The organism is Pseudomonas pichavaramensis, assembly GCF_050473265.1.
Lineage (GTDB): Bacteria > Pseudomonadota > Gammaproteobacteria > Pseudomonadales > Pseudomonadaceae > Aquipseudomonas.
The window spans coordinates 1-22,392 of record NZ_JBJKFJ010000013.1 but is presented as its reverse complement, the minus strand read 5'-3'; the positions used below and the strand labels follow the sequence as shown (position 1 = coordinate 22,392).

Annotated in this window: 19 protein-coding genes; 2 read left to right on the top strand and 17 right to left on the bottom strand. The window is 63.5% G+C overall.

Annotated features, from left to right (window positions below; genetic code table 11):
- Positions 1-103: 103 nt before the first annotated feature.
- Genes pelG through ACJRW5_RS19550 form a run of 7 tightly spaced genes read right to left on the bottom strand, consistent with a single transcriptional unit; the run spans position 104 to position 12,238 of the window.
- Positions 104-1,474, bottom strand: a complete 1,371-nt coding sequence (gene pelG / locus ACJRW5_RS19580; RefSeq protein ID WP_484572164.1) for an exopolysaccharide Pel transporter PelG — start codon at positions 1,472-1,474, stop codon at positions 104-106.
- Positions 1,475-3,001: a GT4 family glycosyltransferase PelF gene (gene pelF, locus ACJRW5_RS19575; RefSeq protein WP_484572163.1), complete on the bottom strand. Its 1,527-nt coding sequence runs from the start codon at positions 2,999-3,001 to the stop codon at positions 1,475-1,477.
- Positions 2,998-3,987, bottom strand: a complete 990-nt coding sequence (locus ACJRW5_RS19570) for a HEAT repeat domain-containing protein (protein WP_484572162.1) — start codon at positions 3,985-3,987, stop codon at positions 2,998-3,000. The genes pelF and ACJRW5_RS19570 overlap by 4 nt, the downstream gene beginning before the upstream one ends.
- Positions 3,965-5,332: a PelD GGDEF domain-containing protein gene (locus ACJRW5_RS19565; protein WP_484572161.1), complete on the bottom strand. Its 1,368-nt coding sequence runs from the start codon at positions 5,330-5,332 to the stop codon at positions 3,965-3,967. Before ACJRW5_RS19565 ends, ACJRW5_RS19570 begins: the two co-directional genes overlap by 23 nt.
- 5 nt (positions 5,333-5,337) lie before the next feature.
- Complete coding sequence (locus ACJRW5_RS19560) at positions 5,338-5,856, bottom strand: penicillin-binding protein activator LpoB (protein ID WP_125880879.1); 519 nt, start codon at positions 5,854-5,856, stop codon at positions 5,338-5,340.
- Positions 5,857-5,883: 27 nt separating this feature from the next.
- Positions 5,884-9,486 carry a tetratricopeptide repeat protein gene (locus ACJRW5_RS19555; RefSeq protein WP_484572160.1) on the bottom strand — a complete coding sequence of 1,201 codons (3,603 nt, stop codon included), beginning with the start codon at positions 9,484-9,486 and terminating at the stop codon, positions 5,884-5,886.
- The gene (locus ACJRW5_RS19550) at positions 9,464-12,238 is read right to left on the bottom strand and encodes a bifunctional glycoside hydrolase/polysaccharide deacetylase family protein (protein ID WP_484572159.1); all 2,775 of its coding nucleotides are present in this window, start codon (positions 12,236-12,238) and stop codon (positions 9,464-9,466) included. Before ACJRW5_RS19550 ends, ACJRW5_RS19555 begins: the two co-directional genes overlap by 23 nt.
- Here ACJRW5_RS19550 and ACJRW5_RS19545 point away from each other — a divergent pair.
- Positions 12,189-12,356 (top strand): hypothetical protein, encoded by a 168-nt coding sequence (locus tag ACJRW5_RS19545; protein WP_484572295.1) that lies wholly within the window; start codon positions 12,189-12,191, stop codon positions 12,354-12,356. The two genes, ACJRW5_RS19550 and ACJRW5_RS19545, sit on opposite strands and share 50 nt — an antisense overlap.
- A gap of 307 nt (positions 12,357-12,663) precedes the next feature.
- Here ACJRW5_RS19545 and ACJRW5_RS19540 read toward each other — a convergent pair whose 3' ends face one another.
- A complete protein-coding gene (locus tag ACJRW5_RS19540; protein ID WP_484572158.1) occupies positions 12,664-13,269 on the bottom strand; it encodes a glutathione S-transferase N-terminal domain-containing protein in 606 nt (201 codons plus the stop codon).
- A 77-nt stretch (positions 13,270-13,346) separates the two neighbouring features.
- On the opposite strand from ACJRW5_RS19540, the gene ACJRW5_RS19535 reads away from it, so the two are divergent.
- A complete protein-coding gene (locus tag ACJRW5_RS19535) occupies positions 13,347-13,814 on the top strand; it encodes a MarR family winged helix-turn-helix transcriptional regulator (protein ID WP_484572157.1) in 468 nt (155 codons plus the stop codon).
- 174 nt (positions 13,815-13,988) lie between these two features.
- On the opposite strand, the gene ACJRW5_RS19530 is transcribed toward ACJRW5_RS19535, so the two are convergent.
- The 9 genes from ACJRW5_RS19530 to ACJRW5_RS19490 form a co-directional block, all read right to left on the bottom strand.
- Positions 13,989-14,435 carry a PaaI family thioesterase gene (locus tag ACJRW5_RS19530; protein ID WP_484572156.1) on the bottom strand — a complete coding sequence of 149 codons (447 nt, stop codon included), beginning with the start codon at positions 14,433-14,435 and terminating at the stop codon, positions 13,989-13,991.
- 271 nt (positions 14,436-14,706) lie between these two features.
- On the bottom strand, positions 14,707-16,209 hold the full coding sequence (locus tag ACJRW5_RS19525) for a tripartite tricarboxylate transporter permease (protein ID WP_484572155.1): 1,503 nt from the start codon (positions 16,207-16,209) through the stop codon (positions 14,707-14,709).
- A gap of 11 nt (positions 16,210-16,220) precedes the next feature.
- Positions 16,221-16,664 carry a tripartite tricarboxylate transporter TctB family protein gene (locus ACJRW5_RS19520; RefSeq protein ID WP_484572154.1) on the bottom strand — a complete coding sequence of 148 codons (444 nt, stop codon included), beginning with the start codon at positions 16,662-16,664 and terminating at the stop codon, positions 16,221-16,223.
- Positions 16,665-16,719: 55 nt separating this feature from the next.
- On the bottom strand, positions 16,720-17,700 hold the full coding sequence (locus ACJRW5_RS19515; RefSeq protein ID WP_484572153.1) for a Bug family tripartite tricarboxylate transporter substrate binding protein: 981 nt from the start codon (positions 17,698-17,700) through the stop codon (positions 16,720-16,722).
- A gap of 588 nt (positions 17,701-18,288) precedes the next feature.
- Entirely contained in the window at positions 18,289-19,089 is an 801-nt protein-coding gene (locus ACJRW5_RS19510; protein WP_484572152.1) for an amidohydrolase family protein, read from the bottom strand.
- A 2-nt stretch (positions 19,090-19,091) separates the two neighbouring features.
- Entirely contained in the window at positions 19,092-20,576 is a 1,485-nt protein-coding gene (locus tag ACJRW5_RS19505; RefSeq protein ID WP_484572151.1) for a tripartite tricarboxylate transporter permease, read from the bottom strand.
- Positions 20,577-20,591: 15 nt separating this feature from the next.
- Positions 20,592-21,065, bottom strand: a complete 474-nt coding sequence (locus ACJRW5_RS19500) for a tripartite tricarboxylate transporter TctB family protein (protein ID WP_484572150.1) — start codon at positions 21,063-21,065, stop codon at positions 20,592-20,594.
- Positions 21,062-21,964 (bottom strand): tripartite tricarboxylate transporter substrate binding protein, encoded by a 903-nt coding sequence (locus ACJRW5_RS19495; protein ID WP_484572149.1) that lies wholly within the window; start codon positions 21,962-21,964, stop codon positions 21,062-21,064. The genes ACJRW5_RS19500 and ACJRW5_RS19495 overlap by 4 nt, the downstream gene beginning before the upstream one ends.
- A 181-nt stretch (positions 21,965-22,145) precedes the next feature.
- Positions 22,146-22,392: NAD(P)-dependent oxidoreductase (locus ACJRW5_RS19490; RefSeq protein WP_484572148.1), on the bottom strand; the 247-nt coding region annotated here is incomplete at its 5' end.

Genomic DNA, 22,392 nt, shown 5'->3' with positions numbered 1-22,392 from the left:
AGTTCAGCATCAGCAAAGCGCCGCTTATGCGGCGCGATTTGGCAAGGGCATGCGAAGAAAGGCGCTGACGCGTCCTTGATCGCGAATGACTGAGCCGCTTTTCTTAGCGGCTCATCATGAAGGTCTCGAATTCCAGATCTTCCAGCGCGTCGTTGAGCCGGTACAGGCCCAGCAGCACGCACAGCAGCAGCGACAGGGTGAAGCCGTAGCCGAAGAAGGTCGGGCCGAGCATCTGGCTGAACAGGGTCAGCGCGCCGTTGGCCAGTACGAAGAGTACGCACAGTTCGAGCACGATGGCGCGCTTGTCCAGATAGAAGAACACGTTGAGCAGAGCCATGAACACGACCTGGATACTCACCCCGATCACGTCGATGTAGAACAGCGGCAGGTAGTAGTGGGAAATGCCCAGCCAGGACAGCAACTGCGGCGCCAGCAGGAACAGCAGCACCAGCGTCAGCCCCTGCACCTTGCAGATTTCCATCAGGCCCTGACGGATCGCCAGGATCATCTGTTCCTTCAACCAACCGATGTGCTGCAGGGTTTCACCGCCACGGATGGCGTCATAGACGCGCTCGTACCACTCGGCAAAGTCGGTTTCGATACGCACCAGAAACACGGCCATGCCGGGAATGATCGACAGATAGGCGAGGAAGATCGGCAGGTCATAGAGAATCGATGCGCGCAGCGGGCCGATCACTGCCTCCGAGGTCGACGGGTTGAACCAGAAGATGAACTTGTCGATCCAGATTCCCAGGTTGTAGCAGAGCCCGGTCACCAGCAGGCTGACGAACACCTGGCGGCGCTTGAGGAAGTCGAACGCGACCAGGCGCTCGGCCGGATACTCGCGCAGGATGTCGAAGAGGAAGATGAACAGCAGGCTGGAGTGGCCGATCAGCAGCCCCAACAGCAGACCATCGATATTCAGGAAACGCAGCAGGTAGGCCGAGGCCACCATCAGCGAGTAGCCGAGGAACATCACGCCGAGGATGCGGTTATAGGCCTTCATCCCGGACAGGAAGATGATCACCAGCCACAGGTTGCACAGCACGACGAAGTTGGCCATCACCAGCAGGCGATAGGAGAACGACTGGTCGAACAGAAAGCCCAGCACGACAATCGCCAGCAGCCCGGAGAACACCGTCACCAGCAGCAGGATACCCACCAGGTTGGGCAGGATCATGTCCAGGCGCCGTTCGAACAGGCGGTCGGAAACGAAGCGGGTGAAAAACAGCTGCAGACCACCGGTCAGTATCAACGACGTGGCCATCAGGTAGGTCACCGTCACCAGAAACTGGCCAATCAGCGTTTCCGGCAGTACCGCCCCCAGGCTCAGCACCCCGATGAGCATGACGCTGATGATCGACAGCACCCAGGGGCCTGAGCTGATCAGGCCAGCATACAGGTAGGCGCGCATCGTCGAGGTGTAGGAATCCTTGGACAGGATCTTCCTCAGTTCAAAACCTATGCCGGCCATCTACGCGCTCTCCGTGCCTTCGCGGTACAGCTCGCGATAACGGGCGAGCATCAGTTCTTCGGTGTAATAACGCTTCACGCGCTCAAGGCCGACGGCCTGAGCGGCCTTCCAGCGCTCGGGGTTGCGCAACAGCGAGAGAATGGCCCGCGACGTGGCCTGAGGATCGGCAATCGCCACCACCTCACCCGCAGTCCCCAGTTGCCGGTCTTCCTCGCTGGAGCCTTCGACCAGTTCCCGGCAGGAGCCAACGTCGCTGGTGACCACCGGCGTACCGGCGGCCCAGGCTTCGAGCACCACCAGCGGCTGCGCCTCGCTGATCGACGTCAGCACCATCACACCCAGCTGCGGGACAACCTCGCGCACCTGGCGGAAACCGAGAAAGCGCACCTTGCCCTGCAAGCCAAGACTCGCCACCAGGCTATGGCACTCGGCGGCGTAGTCCGGATCTTCCTCTTCCGGACCGACGATCCATCCTTCAGCCTCGGGCATGACGCTGACCACACCGCGAATGGCGCGGATGAAGGTCTTCACGTCTTTGATCGGGACTACGCGTCCGACCAGACCAGCCACTGCCGGCACGCCTTCAGGGCGACTGGCCAGCGCCTGATCCCAACTGCCGAGATCGATGCCGTTGGGAATGACCCGCGTGCGCTCGGCCGGCGCGCCGTCACTGACCTGACGCCGGCGGTTGCCCTCGTACAAGGCGATGATCGAATGCGCCGAGCGATAGGTGATCAGACCGATACGTTCGAAGAAGCGAATCCACAAGCGGCGGATGTAGCTGACTTCGGCATCCAGACCGGTACTCAGACGTTCGTCCGGACTCTCGGCAATCCAGCCGGCCTGGGCCAGGTCGATCTTGCGCTCCTTGGTATAGATGCCGTGTTCGCTGAGCAGGTAGTGGCAGCCCCAGCGGCGCTGCAACACGCTGCCGAGCAGGCCGGCGTAGCCCGTGGATATCGAGTGCAGCATGCGCGCACGTGGCAGGCTTCTGGACACCTCGGCGAGCATGAACAACGGCGCCTGCATGGAGCGCAGCGTCCAGAAATAGTTGACGAACGAGGGGTCGGCACAGTGCTGGGTGTAGCCATCGACGATGGCCTCCCAACTAGCCCGACTCTGCAGGAACGCCTCACGGCCGATACGCCCGACAGCCAGGGTATCGACGAAAACATCGCCCTGCTCGGCGCTCGGTTCTTCCGGGTTATGCAGAAAACGATGCACATCCATCATCAGCTCGGCGAGCTCGGGGGTCTCTCCCGAGCTGGTAGCTGGCATGGCGCTCCAGGCGTCCTCGAGGAAGTGCTCCTGAATATGCACGACGTTGTCCGGGATGGCGTAGTGGCGCTTGCCGTAGGCCTCCTTCTGGCCGCCAATGAACAGCACCGAGAAGGTCAGTTCCGGCAAACCCAGAATCAGCTGATTGATCCAGCTGGACACGCCGCCGCGTACGTACGGCCAGGTACCTTCGAGCAACAGGCAGACATCGACGCTCTGTACGTCAGGAACTGTGGTTTTCTCACTCATAGCCAGTATCTTGCCAATGCCGCGAAGGGGGGACGTTGCAACATGTCGGCCGGCATGCTCGCCAGCATTTGCGGAATATCGTCATAGTGCTGACGCAGGAAAGCCACTTCTGCCCGGTACGGCGCCAGTTGCGCCGCACTGGTCCCGGTCATCGCCGACTGGTCGAACTGCAGCATGGCCTCGTCAAGGTTGCCCTGCTCCATGGCGATACGCCCTGCCAGCAGGTGCAGCTCGCCGCTGGGCTCGCCCTGCAATGCAACGATCACATGACTCCAGGCCTGCTGCAGCACGTGCTCCAGTACACTGCCCTGAGCCAGGCCGACGTATGCCAGCTCCCAGTACCAACGCGCCAGTTGACCATGCAGGGCGAACTTGCGATCGGGCTTGGTGCTTTCCATGCTCACCAGTGCATGCTCGATGCGCTGGTTGATGCGACTCTCGCGCTGATCGAGCATCGAGTAAGCCAGCAGACGCACGTCATCGGACGGATCGCGCAGCGCCAACTTCAGAACCGGAATCGCTTCCTTGCTGCGCATACGCCGCGTGGCGAAGATCGCCGTCAGACGCTGATCGGGGTCGGGCGCGTGGCGCAACACATCCTGCAAACCGCCATCGTTGAACATCAGCTCACGAGTGCGCTGGCGCGGGCGAAAAGGCAGCTCGGGAACGGCTGTCGCCTCCCACGGCTGAACCTTGCGCTTGCGCGGCAGGTAGAGCGCAGGGAACAAGGCCAGCGCGACGCCGAGCATGCCGATCAGCGGGATAAAGAAGGAAAGGCTGAAAATGAACAGTGGGCTCCACGGCATCGGATTGCGGTAGCGCCGGGGCAGCAACAGCCAGATTCCCGCCGTCAGCATGGCACTGCCCAGACCGTGAGCAGAGGCATACAGCAGGGCAGCCTGATGTGCCGGCAGATCGCTGACCGCGCTGGCCCAACTGCCCAGCTCGAGCAGCGCTGCGCCGCTAAACAGCCACTTGCTGATCATTCAGAGCACACTCGTTGAAAAGGAAGTGCCGCAGCGCCTCGCGCTCATCGCCACCGTCGAAAATGAACTGATGGGTCTGAACACCCAGCGACTCCAGTTCGCGACCCTGGCCAAAGCGCTCGGAAAACAGCTGTTTCAGACGCACCAGGTAGCCCTTGGAGCCTTCCCCGGAGGTCAGTGGCAACAGCACCAGCACCAGACGACTGCCACGTGCGTTGACGACCTTCAGCTGCACATCAAGGCCACGCTGGCTGCTCTCCAGCAGTCGCTGGACTTCCTCGCCATGCTCCTCGGCCAGTTCGAAAGCGAACAGGCTGGCCGGCAGGTCGTGATCGCGGGCATCGCTGAGCGAACGCTTGAGCAACTGGGAATACTGCTGCGCATCGGCATCCGGCAACTGCAGGGCTTGCGCGTCGCTCATCAGCAAATCGGCGATGTGCCCGGCGAGGATGGCCAGCAGGCTGAAGCTACGCTCGTGGAACATGAAGAACGGCATCTGCTGAATGGCCAGTACCGCCAGGATGCGATCCTCGGTATCGATCAGCGGTACGCAGGCCTGTAGCGCCGAGTGACGAGCGCCTTCGCCACGGTCCAGCACGTCGGAGCGAACGCTCACCAGCTCGCCACGCTGCAGACACTGCTTGAGCAGAATGTCACGTTCGTCGAGCTGAGCCATTTCACCCTGCACGGCCAGCGCCTGAGGATCGATACGTTCATTGTCGATGACCCGGTAGAGGCCAGCGACCCTGAGCGAGCCATACTGAGCCAGCAGCGACAACACCGTGTCGGAGAGGGTCTTCAGTGCGTCGCGATCCCCCGGCAACGCCCGCAATTGCTCACGCAAGCTGAGCAGCGAACTGCGCAGACTCTGGTCATTGCCCGCCACCCGTTGTTCCAGGCGGTCATGAGAAATGCGCAGGATGTGATGCGAACGGGTGAACTCGTCGAGACGCAGCTGGCGGTATTCGTTGGCCAGGCTAAGGCGCTCCAGACGTCGCTCCCATATGTCGCGGAACTCGCCGACCAGCATGCTGCACAGCAGCATGCCGACGATGAAGGAAGCCGGTGTGTCGACGTATAGCTCACGCCCCGCAATACGGAAGACGAAGAGCGCCGCGATCAGCAGCGCAGCACTGAATAGCCCTTGCAGGAATCCGTAGCGAACGCCGAGCAGTATCGGCACCAGAATCATCCAGGGGAACGAGGCTGCAACGAGCAGCGGGTCCTCTGGCGACAACCAGTAGCCGAAACCGAGGGCCAGGAGCGTCAGCAGAGAGGTTTCCCACCAGGAAACGCGACCGCTGGCCCTTGGCGCAAGAATGAAATCCTTGTGGGCAGACTGCATCGTGATTACTCGAAGTCGAGGTTACCTACCAGCTTGCGCAATACCTTCTGGGCTGCGCCTGCAACGCTTTCACGCGACCAACCGGCGCGCGCGCCGCTGGAGCTCCAAACCACACGACCGGTAGCCGGCTCGAGGATCTGCAGGCTGATGCCGACTGCCGGCTCGCCGTCCAAACCGTTCTTGTACTGCCACTCTTCCACGCTACCGGTGATCACATAAGCCAGCTTCTGCTGACGCGCCCAGGCCAGTGCCTGTGCCTGACGCTCACGGTCGTCCTGCAGCAGAAGATCCTTCTGCGGTTGCTGCGGGTACATCAGAGGACGTACGCCCTCTTCCGCCAGAATACTGATCAGGATCTGCTCGGCACGTTCGCCCGCCTGGGGCGCCTGCGCAAAGTTGACCAGCGGAGCAACGCCCCACGAGGCATCACGGGACAGCGTCTGACCGCTGCCACCGGTAAAGCTCGAGCATCCCGAGACGATCAGTGCGATGACCGCCAGGGTCAGGCAACGTATGGTTTGCATCTTCATTCCTCCTTTGAGAATCCTTGCTTAGCGCCCGAAGCGGGTGCTGTAGGTGATACCAAGCGAACCACCAGGATCACCTTCCCCACCCCGCGGGGCGGATTGGTAACCGAGGGTCACGGCCAACTCGTCGTCTCCAAACAACTCGACGCCGACGCCAACATTGATGCCGTAATTGAATTGCCGCTCCGTCCATTGCCAACCCGCAACGGTATCGATCATCCAGGTGAACTGCGGACGGGTTCTGTTCAGTGCGCCAGGGAAGCCGCGGCGCAGGGTGCTGGCGACGTAGAGCTGGCCATAGCGGCTCTGCATCAGCTCATCGCCCCGAATCGTAGCCTCAGGATCATCCTCAAACGGGATGTAAGCACCGCCGTTGGCACTCAGCAGAGCATCGGGCACCCTGTTCTGAACGCTGTTGCGCTGATAATCCACACCCGAACGCAGCAACCAGGATGGGTCATCGAAGAACACCATGTGGCCCCATTCCAGCGAAGCGCTATGGCCACTGCCAAGATCATCGCCGTTTCTGGAACTGTAGCGGTTGTGCGCCAGGGACCAGGTCAACTGATCACGGGCGGAGAAACCATGCTGGCCTCTGAGGCGAACGCTGTCGCGCATGCTCAGCGCGCGCAGCAGGCCGGTATCCTCGACCTCACGATGCCAGTCGAAACCAAGCCCCAGCTCATCACGGGAGCTCAAACGCCAGCTGCGCTCGATACCCAGACCATGGCGGTCATCGTCGTCACGCAGGCTGCTGTCCAGAATCAACGTGAGATCGCCGTCGTCCAGCTCACGGCGGGTCTCCAGTTTGACGTTGCGTTCGCTGCCCAGCACCGAGTTGTTCAGGTTGCGGCTGTTATAACGCCCCTGCTCGAGTTGCAGATCAGCGTACCAGTCATCGCCGAGATAGCGCGCAACCTGCAGGCGTGGCCCCTTGAGGTCCAGATCGCCGAAGTCCGTCTTGTGCCAGCCCAGCTGCAGGCCCTGCGGTGAGCGCTCGAGCATCCCGGTGGTCTGATAGAGCAGTTGCTGACGGATGGATTCAGGCTGGTCATCGCCCAGAGCACTGAGGCCGGCAGCCAGCGCTTCACCATCGTGCCCCAGGCGCGACAGCACTTCGACCTCATGCGCGGCGTCCAGACCGCCACGCGCCAGCAAACGCTCCATCTGCGCGTGGTTGTCGTTGCGTAACGCCTGCTGAATCTCGTCATAACTGCCCACCTGCAGGCCGCGCGTAGCGCCCCAAGCCAGCCAGTCATCCTTCAAAGCAGCCTGGTTGCTGGCGTCAAGTCGCTCGAGGAAATGCTCGAACCAGACCTGCAACGTCGCCTGCTCACCATTCCATTGACGCTTCGCCTGCGCCAAGGAAGCCAGCGTTCCCTGCGAGCCTGCCAGCAGGCGCAGATACATGGCATAGCCCTCGGGGGTCGAGGTCACGCGCTGCAGATCCATGTCACGCAGCAGCTGGCCGCGCAGGCGCCACGCCAGATCCTCGTAGCCTGCCGCTTCTGCGGCGTCAGCATAGGCAGCCAGTACCAGACGGTCCGATGGATTCGACTTCAGATGCTGACGGAACCAACGCAGGGCTTCCTGCGGGTTGTTGAGCATCATGTAGCCAGTGGCATAGGGCAGCCACAAACGGCTGTCGTTCACGGCCAGAGCACGCCACTGTGGCAGCAGTTGAGCCAGCGAATCGCGCTGCGCGTTGTCGACGTAGAACCACAGGATGCGCTGACGAACCAGATTGTCGTCGGGGAAGAGCGCCAGGGCCTGTTTGTAGTATTCCTGCGCCAGGTCGAACTGACCTTCCTGAGCGACCACGGCCGCGCGCGCAATCCAGTACTGCGAATTGTCGCGTCCGTTTGGCGATTTCTCCGCCTCAGCCAGCAGGGCCTTGAGGGTATCCCAGTCGCGCATAGTCTCGGCCAGTTGCAGGGCAACCACCAGGCGGTTCATCCTGCCGGTGCGATGCCAGCTGTCGATAAGCAGCTGGAGGGTGCGTTTGGGGTCGATATCCCAGTACAGGCGAACCAGGCGGTCTTCGTCATCCAGGTCCAGCGGCACGTTCAAACTCAACAGGCGCTCGTAGGATGCCCGCACGTCCTCGTCACGCTCCAGCTGCCAGGCCAGGTCGGCACGCAGTTGCCAGAATTCCGGGTCATCAAGCTGGGCGGGATCGGCGTCGGCCAGGACCTGCCACGCCTGATCCGGCTCGAACAGATTCCAGTGCACCTTGGCCCAGCGAATGCGGTCCTTGGTCGTCAATGGCATGCGTTCAGCGAGAATCTTCCACTGTTCCACTTCCTTCCTGAACTGCTGGGTATTTTCCAGCAGCATGCGCAGACGCTGGCGGGCGAACAGATGATTGGGATAACGCTGCAGATAGGCCCTCAGCCAACTCTCCGCCTCATCAGGCGTGCCCCGGGTTTCGTGGCTGTAGACCAGCGTGTCGACTTCCAGGTCGCTCATCTGCCGATGCTGGTCGATGGCTGCCAACGCGTTGACCACCTGATCGAAATCGAACAGCTGCAGCGAGTAACGCCATACCCGCTCACGCAACGCCGGATCTTCATGCTCGGCAAGCATCTGCACCCAGTAGTTCAACGCCTGCTGGGTATGCCCCGTCCACTCGGCAAGTCGCGCCAACTCGCCCATCAGCTCGTAATTGTCGGGTGTCAGCGCCAGCAGCTCGGGCGCCAGCTGCCAGGCGCGATCGATGGCACCGGAAGCGAGGCTCAGATGGAAGTCGGCGGACAGAGCGCGAGGGTCGTCTCGTTTAAGGCTCAACCAACGCTGAATGAAGGTTTCTGCCAAGTCATAGCGATGGCCGCCCTGGGCAGCATCCACACCGGCAGCCAGCCAGTCGAGCGAGGCGGGGTCGGCATCGAGTTCATCCAGGTGCTGAGCCAGCAGCTCGGCAGCCTGCTCTGGCTGATTCGCCGCGCGCAGGGCGTCGAAAGCTTCGCGCAGATACTCCGCGCGCTTGAGTCGGTCACCTTCTTCCGCTGCCAGTTGCTGGTAGATCTGCGCCGCGCCGCTCTGGTCATTGTTGGCCAGGCTCCAGATTGCCGCTTCACCCAGCCAATGCGCGCGGCGCTCGCTATCGCGCTCCGCCAGCGCCTGGTATGCGCCAACCGCGATATCCAGCCCGCCCATCTCCAACGAGTAGCGCGCCAGACGCTCCAGCATGCCGTTGTCGAGATCCGCGAGCTTCAGAGCACGCAGTTCCTCGACCAGAGCCGCTCGCTGCTCATCGCTGATGCCGTCGGGGTCGGCCTGGGCACGCAGCACGTCGAGCATCGCGAAGTAAAAGGGTGTGACAGAAAGCAAGCGCCCCTGCAGCTCCTCCAGATACTTGCGGGCACGAGTGAAATCACCGACCTGAATCAATTGGTCGATCAGTCTCAAGCGAAGCTTGTCATCCTCGGGGTGGGCCTTGATCAGCAGCTCGGTGTAGCTGATGGCAACAGCGTCGGGGGTATCGTCCGCATCCGGCAGAAATACCTCTTCGCTCTTGTATGACAGCACCAGAAGCGCCACCACGAACCCTGCAACCAGCAGGATCATCCATGGGTTGAGCAGGCGTGTGCGCGGCACGCTTTTCTTAGTTGCAGACAAGCTGTCCACCTCTCACCTGCTTCATCGGCAACTCGAAGTGCCATACGCCATTGTCATGTTTACCCGCGAAACGCCCACCACCCGCGTTGACGTGGCAAGCGCCAGCCGAACGCACACTGAAGGTCAGGGGGAACTCGCCACTGAAGGAAAACGCTACGCGCTTGTCGTCGAGGTAGCGCCAGTCGGTCAGCGGAATGTTGGCCTCCTCCAGCGCCGGACGCGGGTCACGGGTCTCGCGCAGTGCCAGGACCGCATCGGCGGTGCTCAGGTGGACGTAGCGCCCTTGTGGCACTTCGCGCACGCCAGCAACACCTTTGGAACGAGCGAGATCAGGCCAGCCCAACGCCGGATCAAGGCGCAGGGTGCGCATCCCCATCAGCCCCTTGATCTGCCAGGCACCATCGCTGCGCTTGGCCAGGCTCGCCCGATAGAGCCCCTCGACGCGCTTGATGTAGTCGCTCATCCACAGCGACAGCGGCTGACCGTCAAGAATGGTCTGGTAGGTATGACGCATGGCGCGAATGGAGGCCTGCTTGGTACCTGAATAGAAGTGGTAATACAGGTGGAAGCCCCGCAGCCGGCGCGGGCTGTCGGTAAGCGCGAAGGTATCCTCGACGTCACGGAAGCCGTAATAAGGCCCCGTCCACAGGTTGGTGTAGACGTTTTCGTTGATCACCGGAGCATAGAAGTGCAACCCGCCCGCAGTTGGCCGGATCAGCGGATAGAGCCCGGTGAGCGAAGGATAGGCCTTGGTCAGCGCCGTGTTGCCACCGTTGACGTTGGGCAAGCCGCTTTCATAGGCCAGCTTGATGGTCTCGGCATTCGGCATGGCGTCGCCGGACCAGAAGATCATCTTCACCGGTTTCTCGGGTGTGGTCAGACGCTTGTTGATGTAATCACGCGTGCCAACCACCTCACGCTGCATGTCCAACGTCTTGTAGCCCGGAATGGCCATCATGTAGCCGTACTGCGCCTCGAACCCATCTTGCTTCGAGGATTTTTCCGGTTGCCAGAAGAACGGGTGACTGAAGGTGTGGCTGGCTACTTCGACCTTGGGGTCGGCGAAGATCTTGCGGGCAATGGGCTCCAGCTCGCGGGCAAGATGGGGATACATGCCGCGCGGCCCCACCTCACCCTCGATCACCGACACCGAAGTCAGCAACGGGTAAGGCGTGATGAAGTCATCCAGCACCTGGATACCCGAGTAAGGCGAGCCGGGAACTTCCGCACGGGAAACGAAGCCGTCACCGTCCAAGTGCACGGTAGCGATACGCCGGCCATTTTCGGTGGTGGTGTCGGGACGCGGCAACGCAGGTAGCTTGAAGGCACGAGTAATGAAGGCAAACGGATCGAGCACCCAACGTCGGTGATCGAGCCCATCCTCGAACACATAGGGCGACAGCGCGTAGCCACCCCAGTCACCGGTAGCGACAGGCACATAAACACGCTCCCCGCTCTGCAAAGACAGCGCAGCTTGAGTGCGCTCGGGGTCGATCACGGTCAGCGACGGTACATCTCGCGTGCGCACTCGGATCGGGGCCTCGAACGCGCCGATCAGACTGTCGTCATGAGAGAGCAGGACGGCGTCGCTGGCAATTGGCTGCGAGCGCGGACGAATGCCGATGCGAGCGAGAAGGCTGTCGTTCTCGGTTGGCATACCGGACATGAAGGCGATCGGCACCTGCTCATCGAGGCGCTGGCCCAGCCACTCTTCGAAATAGTCACGCTCCACCGGCGAGCCGCTGGTCATCCATACCACGATGCCCGCGTAGAGCCCCTTGAGCGGGCGCTGGGGCAGAGTGCGGTCCGCCGGCCAATAATCGACTCGGTATCCCAGATACTCGAGCAGCCCACCCAGATGAACGTGTCCTGGGTTGTCTTCGACCTCGCCTTCGCGCATGTCATAGACGAGCGCAATACGCCGGGGCTGGATTTCAACACCACCGATGCCCACGGCATTCAGCGCAGGCGAGGTCACATAAGGAATGAAGCCTTCACGCGACAGGCGTGCTGCCAACTCACGAGCCTGCTCGCGCTGCTGAGGCGGCAGGTACTCGATCGCCACCACAGGGATGCCCTGAGCGCGCACGGCCTCCAGCTGCGGCAGCAGCCAGTCACGGTCACTCTGCGAAACTTCTTTATAGCCACCGCCAGCGGCATCCCAACCGGCATAGATGGACTCAACGGCAACGGCAGAGGCAACGCCCTGCAGCTCGGGCAGCACATCGAACCCACGATTGAAGAACAGTTTGAGTTTCGGTTCACGCCGATGCAGTTCGCCGAGCAGGCTTTTCAGCGCCTCACGCTGCGCCCCCTGCATGTCCTGCGACTGCAAATGGAAGCTGTCCAGGGTATCGAGAAAAATGCCGTCATAGCCCAGCTGGCGGAGCGTACTGGCACGCTTGAACAGGTAGTCACGCCATGCCGGTGACTCCAGATTCATCACCTGACTGTTCCAGGCATCGTTCCGGATGGTGCTGGCTGCCTCGCTCAGGCCAGCCTTGGCGGTGTCGCCGTCAAACTCACCAATCGACAGATAGGCGAAGACCTCACTGCCCTGCCCCTTGAGGTACGCGAGATCCTTTTCAGACACATGGCCCGACTCGACGACCACCCACTCGAACTGAGACAGCTCGGGCAACGGCGGCTGATCGGCATACCAAAAGGCGACACTTGTAGGCTGAGAGAGCGCCGTAGAAGCGAAAAACGCCATGGCCAAGCCGAAAAGCCTGGCAATTCCCTTTGAGGACTTCACCTGCATGACCCACTGCGTTGAAAAGCGCTTGCGCGCTTACTGCTTGATAAAAGCCCCCTGGCGAGGCTTCCCCCATCACTTCAAAAACCGGCCCTCAAAAGAGATGAGCCAAGCAGAAGCGTGACATCAAAAAGCCTGCACATTGAATCAGCCCAACTATAGATATGTCAATTTTTTGATGAATTGCCAGACCTCAAAACGGACGAACGGGAAACAAGTCAAATTAACGTCAATATCTAATGTGACAAAGATCACACAAGCAGAAGCCTTTTGATATCAACCACAAAGATCTAGTGCGAGATATCGCCAAAATCATGACGAAGTCGGGATTAAGTCTTTGCTCCATTCACTCAGCCGACAAACGGTCGTAATTCTGCCGCCAGAAAAGCGTAGCAGCGATTGCCAGCGGCACCCTTGCCAGGCGTTCGTTTTCAGGACGGAGCAGTTGCAAGCATCGAGCCGCGTTGGGCGAAGGTTTGCTGAAAATCTCGCAGCGCTGGATGCGCGGCACGCCAGTCAATCTCGGCAAAACGGAAGTCGAGGTACCCCAAGGCGCAGGCGACGCCGATCTGAGCAAGATCGAGCGGGCCGTGCAGTTGCGCGGACTGGCGCTCAAGCTCAGCCAATGCACGACGCACCTTGCCCAACTGCCCCTCGAGCCAGGCCTGCGATTGCTGCTGTGGCTCGCGCACAGCTTTCTCGTAGCGCGCCAACAAGGCTGCCTCCATGAGGCCATCGGCCAACGCAGCCAGACGCAACACCGGCCAACGCTCGCCATCGCCCGGCAGTAGCTTCGGTCCCTGATGCAATGTGTCGAGGTACTCACAGATCACCCGGCTGTCATACAGCGACTCACCATCATCCAGTAGCAGCACTGGAATCTTGCCCAGCGGATTGGCCAGATTGACACGTTCATTGAGCGTGGTTGGCAGCACGGCGGTGTCGATCATCTCGATACTGGCGAGCAGCCCGGTTTCGGCAGCCAGTACGCGGACCTTGCGGGCGAAGGGGGAAGCGGCGGCATAGATCAGTTGCATGGGCATGCTCCTCTTTATTGTGGAAAAAGCGCTCGAAGTCTTAGTCTGCACTTTCTTCAACCGCTATGAATGTTTCCATGGTCATCGAGAAAAAGATCAACACCGCGTCCGTTCACCTGAAATCACTGGACCCGCTGGACCATGGCCTGGAGCTTCTGCATTTTGGCTTCCGCGGCCTGACGGTGGAGGCCGACCGTTTTCTCGAAGCACAGGGGCTTTCCCGTGTTCACCACCGCATTCTGTATGTGATCGCTCGTGCCGATGCAATCAGCATCGGCGAACTGGCCGCTACCCTGGGCGTCAGCAACCAGGCGCTGCATCGTCCGCTGTCCCATCTGTTCGAGCAGAGTCTGGTGCAGTACAGCCGCGAACCAGGCAGGCATCGCTTCAAGCTGCTGGCCCTGAGCGAAGCAGGTACGGCGTTGGAAGCCGAAGCCACCGAACTGGAGCGGCGCACCCTGCGCGAAGCCCTGGGCAATACCGATGCCGACGGCCAGAACGCCTGGCGCCAGGTGATGCGGGCGCTTGCCGAGCATCTCAACTGAGCGGCTTCAGGTGATGTGCTCGCGCACCATGACGCACTTGGTCAGCGGCTGAATCAGTGCCTGCGGCGCCTCTTCCTAGCCGACTATCTGCAGGTTGAGCAGCAAGGGGTCGCAACAGCCGCTATGCAGCAGATCCGGCCGCTCGGCTCCAGCCCCCCTGAACGATGAGCTCCCTCATGCCTTGGCCACTCCGATAACGAAGGTGGTGGTGGCCTTGGCGCACAGCTTGCCCTGCCTATCGACGATCTGCGCATCGCAGATCGCCAGGCTGCGCGTACGCTCGACGACCCAACCGCGTACCTGATAAACCTCGCCTGGACGCAACGGGCGCACGTACTTGACGTTGAGGTCCACCGTCGAGTGCGGCACGTCCGCCTCCAGAGTGGAGAACAACGCCAGCGCCGCGGCACCGTCCAGGCAAGTCGCTGCGAAACCACCATGCACGGCGCCAACCGGATTGAGGTGGCGGTCATCCGGGCGACCTTCCAGGATGATGCTCCCCGGCTCGACCTGCACCGCGTGGATGCCCATTGTCTCGCCAATGGACGGCGCTGGCAGCTCGCCGCGAATCAATGCTTGCAGGGCCTGAAGACCCGAGGTGGCATCGGTAGAGTCGTGCATGCGGATCTCCTGAAATGTGGACAACTGCCGCTCAGCGATAAGCCTGCGTACGGTAGCCCTCATCCAGACATCACATCAACACTATTTAAATGACAAAGACACGGGTATTCCGGACAAAGGAATGCCTGAAACCCGTGGTGATGCAAACAAGCAGCAGCCCTGACATGCATCCACCCAGTGTCGTTGCAGTCAGCAGGCTACTGCAGAAACCAGCCGGGCCTTGCGCCCGGCCAGACCCTGAGCCGCCAGCGGCTCAGGGCACAACCGCGCCTCAGCTCAGCGCCGGCTTGCGCCAGGCGCGCAGCAGCGGCCGCAGACCGAGCAGCAGCACCAGCGCGGTGAGCGCCAGCACGGTGGCGCTGATCGGGCGCTCGACGAAGGTCATGAAGTCACCCCGCGACAGCAGCATGGCGCGGCGGAAGTGTTCCTCCATCATCGGTCCGAGGACGAAGCCCAGCAGCAGCGGCGCGGCGGGGAAGCCGAGCACGCGCATGGCGTAGCCGAAGGCGCCGAACAGGGTCACCACCAGCACGTCGAAGGCGCTGTGGTTGACGCTGTAGGTGCCGATGCAGACGAACATCAGCACCGCCGGGAACAGCAGGTGGTACGGCACCATCAGCAGGCGTACCCAGAGGCCGATCAGCGGCACGTTGAGGATCACCAGCAGCAGGTTGCCGATCCAGAAGCTGATCACCAGGCCCCAGAACAGCGAGGGCTGGTCGGTCATCAGCTGCGGGCCGGGGGCGATGCCGTGGATCATCAGCGCGCCGAGCATCAGCGCCATGGTCGCACTGCCGGGGATGCCCAGCGCCAGGGTGGGGATGAAGGCGGTCTGGTCGGCGGCGTTGTTGGCCGATTCCGGGGCGACGATGCCCTCGATCGCCCCCTTGCCGAAGCGGTTCGGATCGCGCGCCAGGCGGCGCTCGGTGGCGTAGGCGAGGAACGCCGCAATCGACGGACCGGTGCCCGGCAGGGTGCCGAAGAACGAACCGATGCTGGAACCGCGCAGCATCGGCCACCAGGAGCGCTTGAGGTCGTCACGGGTCGGCTTCATCGCCGCCAGGCTCAGCGAGCTGCGGTCGACCTGGCCGCCATCCACCTTGCCGATGCTGGCGATCACCTCGGCCACGCCGAACAGGCCCATGGCCAGGGCGACCAGGTTGATGCCGTCGGCCAGGTCCAGCACGCCGAAGTCGAAGCGCCGGGTACCGGTATAGATGTCACTGCCGACGGTGCCGAAGAGGATGCCGAAGGCCACCATGATCAGGCCCTTGAGCAGCGAGCCGCCGGAGATGTTGGAGGCCGCCACCAGGCCCAGCAGCATCAGCGCGAAGTACTCCGCCGAGGAGAAGCTCAGGGCGTAGCGGCTGATGGTCGAGGCCAGGCTCATCAGCAGGATGATGCCGAACGAGCCGCCGAAGAACGACGCCACGGTGGTCATCAGCAGGGCCACGCCGCCGCGGCCCTGCTGGGCCATCGGGTAGCCGTCGAGGCAGGTCACCGCGCTGGACGGCGTGCCCGGCACGTTGAGCAGGATCGACGCGGTGCTGCCGCCGTAGCTGGTGCCGTACCAGATGCCGGCGAGCATGATCAGCGCGGCGGTGGGCTCCAGGTGGAAGGTCATCGGGAACAGCATGGAGATGGCCGCCAGCACGCCGATGCCGGGGATCACCCCGAGCAGGGTGCCCATGAACACCCCGACGAAGCAGTAGAACAGGTTGTACCAGGAGAAGGCGGTCTCCATGCCGATCAGCAGATTGTCGACGAAGGACATTCCGGCACCTATCAGAACAGGTCGAAATTCATATCCAGCGCGAGCTGGAAGATCAGGTAGGCCAGCAGGGCCAGCGCGGCGCTGAGCAGCAACGCCTGTTTTGCCCGGGTCTTGCGGTCGGCCATGGCGGAAATCAGCACCACGCCAAGCACCGCCGGGATCAGCCCGGAGAAGGTCACCACCACGGCAAAGAAGCCGATGGCGCCCAGCACCAGCAGCGCCGGGCGCCATTGCACCGGCATGCCTTCACGCTGGCCCGGGCGCAGCCAGGCAAACAGGGCCAGCAGTGCACCGAGCACACCCAGGGTGCTGCCCATGGCCACCGGGAACATGCCCGGGCCCATGCGCTGGATGCTGCCGATGCTGTAGTGGTTGACCGCGTAGAGCGCGACCACCACGCCGAACACCGCAATCAGCAGGCCGCTGATGGCGTCCTGATAGTTACGCTGGGACATTGCGAATTCCTCGAAAGGCCGGGCGCCGCGCAGGCCGCGCCCGGCAACTGCAGCCTTAGTTGACGGTGGCGCCGGAAACCTTGATCACTTCACGCCAGCGCTCGATCTCCTGACCCAGCAGGGTGCTGAAGTAGGCGCTGTCTTCGTTGAGCACGGTGCTGCCTTCGGCTTCCATGGCCTTGCGCACCTTGTCCGAACGCAGGGCTTCGTTGATCACCTGGTTGAGCTGGGCAACGCGCTCGTCGGAGAGCCCGGCGGGGCCGACCACGGCTTTCCAGTCGGCGGTCTCGAAGCCGGCGTAGCCGCTTTCGGCCACGGTCGGCACGTCGGCCAGAATCGGGCTGCGCTGCGCCGAGGTGACGGCCAGCGGACGCAGCGAGCCGGCGCGGATGTGCGGCAGGACGCTGGGCATGCTGCCGATGTAGACGTCGACCACGCCGCCCATCACGTCACTGATGGCCTGGGCGATGCCCGGGTACGGCACGTGGGTCAGCTCGATGCCGGCCTTGCTCTGCAGCAGCTCCAGCGACAGGTGGGCGACGGTGCCCGAACCCGGGGTGCCGAACAGCAGGCGGCCCGGCTCGGCCTTGGCTTCGGCGAGGAAGCTGGGCAGATCCTTGATCGGCGAATCGCTGCGGGTAACGATGACCATCGGCTGCGTGGAGATCACCGCGATCTGGCGGAAGTCCTTCAGCGGGTCGTAGGGGATGTCCTTGTACAGGCTCGGATTGACCGCCAGGTTGGAGGTCTGGCCGATCGCCAGGTTGAGGCCATCAGCCTTGGCCCGGGCCAGCTGCGCCAGGCCGATGTTGCCGCCGGCGCCCGGACGGTTCTCGACGACGAAGGTCCAGCCGGTGCTTTCGGCGATCTGCTGGGTCAGCTGGCGGGCCGAGATATCGGTGCCACCGCCTGGCGGGAACGGCACGATGAAATCGATGTTGCCCTGCGGATAGTCATCCGCGTGAGCCGGGAGAGTCGACATGGCCAGGGCGAAAAGGGCACTGGCAGTTAGCTTTCTTGTGATTTTGCCGATCATGGGGGCGATCCTCGTTGGGGCTTCCTGATAGCCGCGGCAGCTGCTGCCTTGGCCCTTTTTCTACACAGGGGCGCGCCCGTAAAAAACGGGCGCGCCGTTTTGACGACCGGCAGGCAGCCGGTCAGGCAGTCAAACTGGAGTAGGCAGGCGCCGGCCGGGCAGCGGCAGGCACAGGCTGCGCCGCAGCGCAGCGGATGATGCAGGGAGAGGCGCAAAGTCCGGCGCGATGGCGCCAACGGACAGGAGGCCAGGGCGCGCCCAGGCGCCCGACTGGGAGATGCTTCGACTCATGGTGCGGACCTTGTTGTTCTAGTTCACCAGAGGCAGGCCGGGCCTGCCGCGAATGGCTGAAGCCTAGCATATAGAAACGTCATTTCAATATTAGCGTTAGAGTTTCATTTCATGACCGCGCTGCCAGGCAAACTGCGGAAAACCGCCGCACTGCCTAAAGCAAAGCGCCACATCCTATAGATCCTGGCTATGACGCAGCGAAACCCGGGGAAAGGGCGACCGTGGACATATGCGCACCACTAAAAACCCGAACTCATAAATCCGACAAATGGAAACGTCGTTCCAATATTTCCGACATCAGAAGCGATACAGCAGAGCCGGGTTGTCCACCAGGCAGGCCTGCAGCTGCGCGCTGTCCAGCTCGCGGCGCAGCAACGCCAGCATGTCGGCCGACTGCGGCAGCGGCTCGGCGGTCATCACGTGCGGCCAGTCGCTGCCCCACAGGCAGCGCTCGCGGTATTGCCCGAGCAGATGACGCAGCGCCGGGGCGAGATCATCGTAGCGGCCGGGCTGGCGGCTGACCCGGGTCGGCGCCAGCTTGACCCACACCCGCCCGCTGTCGAGCAGGCGGCTGAGGCCGGCCAGATCGTCGGCGCTGGCCGGGTCGATCTGGCCGCAGTGGTCGAGCACCAGCGCCTGCCCTGCCGGCAGCCGCCCGAGCTGCGCCTGCAGCGCGGCGTAGCGCTGCGGCTCGGTATTGAGCTCGACGTGCCAGTCCTGCTCGGCCGCCCGCGCGGCCAGCGCCGGCAGCCGCGGCAGGTCGTTGATGCCCAGGCGGGTGCGGTCCTGAATGCGGATGCCGCGCACGCCGGCCGCCGCCAGTTCGGCGAGATTGCCCGTGTCTTCGTCGATCATCACCACGCCGCGCAGTTCGAGGTCGGTGCTGCTGCGCAGCACCTCGAGCAGGTGGCTGTTGTCGGTGCCATCGATCGACGCCTGCACCAGCACCGCCCGGCCCATGTCGGGAACCTGCGCCTCCTCACGGAAGGCCGCGATGCTCTTGCCCGGCGGCTGGTAGCTGGCCCCGGGGTAATGCCGGCCCGGGGCGAACACATGGATATGGCAATCGCACAGTGGCGCTGCGCCTGGCTGCGACATGGTCAGACTCCGCGACGGGCCTGGCGCTGATGCTGCCAGGCGGCCCCGAGCATGCACAGCAGGGTGACCCCGAGCAGTGCCAGCACGATGGGCGAGTTGAGGAAGATGTCGGCACTGCCGCCACTGGCCAGCAGCGCCTGGCGCAGGCTCTGCTCCAGCGGCTGGCCGAGGATCAGGCCGATCAGCAGCGGCGGCAGCGGGAAGCCGGCGCGGCGCAGGGCGAAGCCGACACCGCCGGCGGCGAGCATGACGCCGACGTCGAACAGGTTGTTGTTCACCGAATACGCGCCGAACAGGGCGAGGATGGTAATCAGCGGATAGAGGTGACGCGCCTGGATGCGGATCACGTGGACCGCCCCGCGGAACATCGCCAGACCGAAGATCACGCAGGGAATCGACAGCAGGATCAGCGCCTGGAAGATCGCGTAGATCTCCACGCCGTGGTCGCGGAACAGGAACGGCCCGGGGGTCAGGCCCTGCAGCATGAAGGCGCCGAGGATCACCGCCGTCACCGCGTCACCGGGAATGCCCAGCGCCAGCATCGGCACCAGCGCGCCGCCGGTCACCGCGTTGTTGGCCGCTTCCGGCGCGGCCACACCTTCGGCCTCGCCCTTGCCGAAGGCGTCCTTGCGCGGCGAACGCGAGCGCGCCAGGTTGTAGCTGACGAAGGCCGGCACGGTGGAGCCGATGCCCGGCAGGATGCCGACGAAGGTGCCGATCAGCGACGACAGCAGCAGCGTGCTGCGCATCCGCCACATGGCCAGGAAGCCCACCTTGCCACTGTCCACCGGCACCGGATCGGCTTCCGGGTGCTCGCCACGGCGACGGTCGAAGACCTGCTGCAGCACCTCGGACATGGCGAACAGGCCGATCAGCACCGGAATCAGCTGCAGGCCGTCCTCGGCCGAGAAGCTGCCGAAGGTGAAGCGCGGCAGGCCTTCGATGGGGTCGAGGCCGACGATGCCGGCGGCGATGCCGACCAGCACCATGATCGCCGAGTCGAGTTTCGAGCCACCGCCGAAGAGGACGATGATCGACAGCGCGAAGAACATCAGCGCGGCCATCTGCGCCGGGCCGAAGTCCAGGGCGAAGGCGGCCAGCGGCTGCGCCAGCAGGATCAGCACCACGCAGCTGAACAGGTTGCCGAACACGCTGGAGTACAGCGCCACGCGCAGCGCCTCGCCGGCGCGGCCCTGGCGCGCCATGGCGTGGCCGTCGAGCACGGTGGCCGCCGAGGACGGCGTGCCGGGCACGTTGAGCAGGATGGCGGAGATCGAGCCGCCGAAGATGGCGCCCTGGTAGACCCCCAGCAGGAGGATGATCGCCGGGATCGGCGACATGCTGAAGGTCACCGGAATCAGCAGGGCGATGGCCATGGTCGGGCCCAGGCCCGGGATGGCGCCAATGATGATGCCGGCGACGACGCCGCAGACGGCCGCCACCAGCACCCAGAGGTCGAACAATGCGTAAAAGGCTTCGAGAAACATGGCAGGTTCCGGCAGTCAGGGGAGCGGAATGTTCAGCGCGTAGCGCGCGCCCAGGGTGACCAGCACGGCCACCGCCAGCGGCAGCAGCAGGCCGAGCAGCAGGCGCCGCTCACCCAGCACCACGGCCAGCAGCACGCCGACCGCTGCCGCGCAGAGCAGAAAGCCCAGCGCATCCATGGCCAGCACGGCGGCGGCGATGAGCAGGCCGATCAGCAGCACGCGGCCCCAGTCCAGCGCGGCACCGGGCGCATCTTCCAGCGTGTTGCGCTGCAGCCACAGGCGCAGCCCGGCGGCCAGCGCCAGCAGGCCGAGGATCAGCCGCGGGAAGAAGCGCGCATCCGGGCCGCTGTCGCCGAAGTCGAACACCAGCACCTGGCTCTGCAGGCTGAACAGGCCGCCCAGGGCCAGCAGCAGGATGACCGTGGCCGTCAGGCTCTGCAGGCCGAAACGGGGTTTGCCGGCGGCGCCGGCGGACAGCTTGGCACTCATCGTTTGAGCTCCTCGGCCAGGTTGCGGTAGACCGCCAGATTGCGCTCGATCACCTCATCCATCTGCGCCCCGGACATGATCCGTACCGGCTGGCTGAGCTTGTCCATGTCACGGGCGAAGGAATCCGACGCCGCCGCCTCGGCGAACGCCGCACGCAGGCGTTCGGCACGTTCGGCCGGCACGCCGCGCGGCAGCATCAGGCCGACGATGGAGGGGAATTCGAGGGCGTAGCCGGCGTCGCTGAGGGTCGGCGCCTGCGGGAAGTCCGGGTCGCGGCTGTCGTCGAGCACACCGAGCAGACGCAGGCGCTCGCCGCGCACCAGGTCGCGGTAGGCCGGCACCAGGGCGATGTCGATATGCCCGCCGAGCAGCGCCGCGGTAACCGCGGAGGCACTGTTGAACGGCACGTGCTGCAGGTCGGCACGGGTCTTGCGCGCCAGTGCGGTGAAGGTCAGGCGCGGACCACTGAGGGCGCCGGCGGTGCCGTAGGTCAGGCGCTTGCCGGCAGCCGCCGCGTTGATCAGCTCGTCCAGCGAGTGATAGGGGCTGTCGGCACGCACCAGCACCCCGTGATAGGGGCCGGAATAGTTGAGCAGCGAGGTGAAGTCGGCAATCGGGTCATACCCCACCGGGCGCAGAGCCGGGGTCACGAACAGCGGCGACGAGGTGGTGGCGATCAGCGCGTAGCCGTCGGCCTTGCCTGCCGCCAGCGCGCGCATGGCATTGATGCCACCGCCACCGGGACGGTTCTCCACCACCACCGGCTGGCCCAGCAGCGGTTCGGCCAGCGCGGCCAGACGGCGCGCGGAGATGTCCGTGGTGCCGCCCGCACCATAGGGCACGATCAGCGAGATGGCCCGGCTCGGGTAGTCATCGGCCTGGGCTGCAGGCAGCAGCACAGGCGTCAGCAAGGCAATAACTGAAAAAACAACGTGGCGAGACGCAACCCTCGCAAGCAACGATTTCATGAGCTTCCCTGGTTTTTATTGTGGGAATAGCGAGCGCCGCACGCAGGCGGCGCTCAGTGTGCGACGAGATACCTGGGCACTAACCAGCCAACTCAGGCTGGCTCATATCAGCTCAGGCACCTGGCAACAGGTGGCGGTTGACCACGCAACGTGGCTCCAATGCCTCACCAGCCCATTGCGCGACGATCTGCTGCACCGCCAGCAGGCCCACGCGGTCCTGCGACTCCTGAGTATTGGCGCCCACGTGCGGGGTGGCGACCAGGTTGCCCAGTGCCCACAGCTCGCTGTCGGCGGCCGGCGGCTCCTGCTCGAAGGTGTCCAGGCCGGCGCCGCCGATCTCGCCGGCACGCAGGGCCGCA

Coding starts and splice junctions, on each gene's coding strand:
- pelG (WP_484572164.1), bottom strand. CDS start 1,474: ATGGCCGGCATAGGTTTTGAACTGAGGAAGATCCTGTCCAAGGATTCC.
- pelF (WP_484572163.1), bottom strand. CDS start 3,001: ATGAGTGAGAAAACCACAGTTCCTGACGTACAGAGCGTCGATGTCTGC.
- ACJRW5_RS19570 (WP_484572162.1), bottom strand. CDS start 3,987: ATGATCAGCAAGTGGCTGTTTAGCGGCGCAGCGCTGCTCGAGCTGGGC.
- ACJRW5_RS19565 (WP_484572161.1), bottom strand. CDS start 5,332: ATGCAGTCTGCCCACAAGGATTTCATTCTTGCGCCAAGGGCCAGCGGT.
- ACJRW5_RS19560 (WP_125880879.1), bottom strand. CDS start 5,856: ATGCAAACCATACGTTGCCTGACCCTGGCGGTCATCGCACTGATCGTC.
- ACJRW5_RS19545 (WP_484572295.1), top strand. CDS start 12,189: ATGGCCAAGCCGAAAAGCCTGGCAATTCCCTTTGAGGACTTCACCTGC.
- ACJRW5_RS19550 (WP_484572159.1), bottom strand. CDS start 12,238: ATGCAGGTGAAGTCCTCAAAGGGAATTGCCAGGCTTTTCGGCTTGGCC.
- ACJRW5_RS19540 (WP_484572158.1), bottom strand. CDS start 13,269: ATGCAACTGATCTATGCCGCCGCTTCCCCCTTCGCCCGCAAGGTCCGC.
- ACJRW5_RS19535 (WP_484572157.1), top strand. CDS start 13,347: ATGGTCATCGAGAAAAAGATCAACACCGCGTCCGTTCACCTGAAATCA.
- ACJRW5_RS19530 (WP_484572156.1), bottom strand. CDS start 14,435: ATGCACGACTCTACCGATGCCACCTCGGGTCTTCAGGCCCTGCAAGCA.
- ACJRW5_RS19525 (WP_484572155.1), bottom strand. CDS start 16,209: ATGTCCTTCGTCGACAATCTGCTGATCGGCATGGAGACCGCCTTCTCC.
- ACJRW5_RS19520 (WP_484572154.1), bottom strand. CDS start 16,664: ATGTCCCAGCGTAACTATCAGGACGCCATCAGCGGCCTGCTGATTGCG.
- ACJRW5_RS19515 (WP_484572153.1), bottom strand. CDS start 17,700: ATGATCGGCAAAATCACAAGAAAGCTAACTGCCAGTGCCCTTTTCGCC.
- ACJRW5_RS19510 (WP_484572152.1), bottom strand. CDS start 19,089: ATGTCGCAGCCAGGCGCAGCGCCACTGTGCGATTGCCATATCCATGTG.
- ACJRW5_RS19505 (WP_484572151.1), bottom strand. CDS start 20,576: ATGTTTCTCGAAGCCTTTTACGCATTGTTCGACCTCTGGGTGCTGGTG.
- ACJRW5_RS19500 (WP_484572150.1), bottom strand. CDS start 21,065: ATGAGTGCCAAGCTGTCCGCCGGCGCCGCCGGCAAACCCCGTTTCGGC.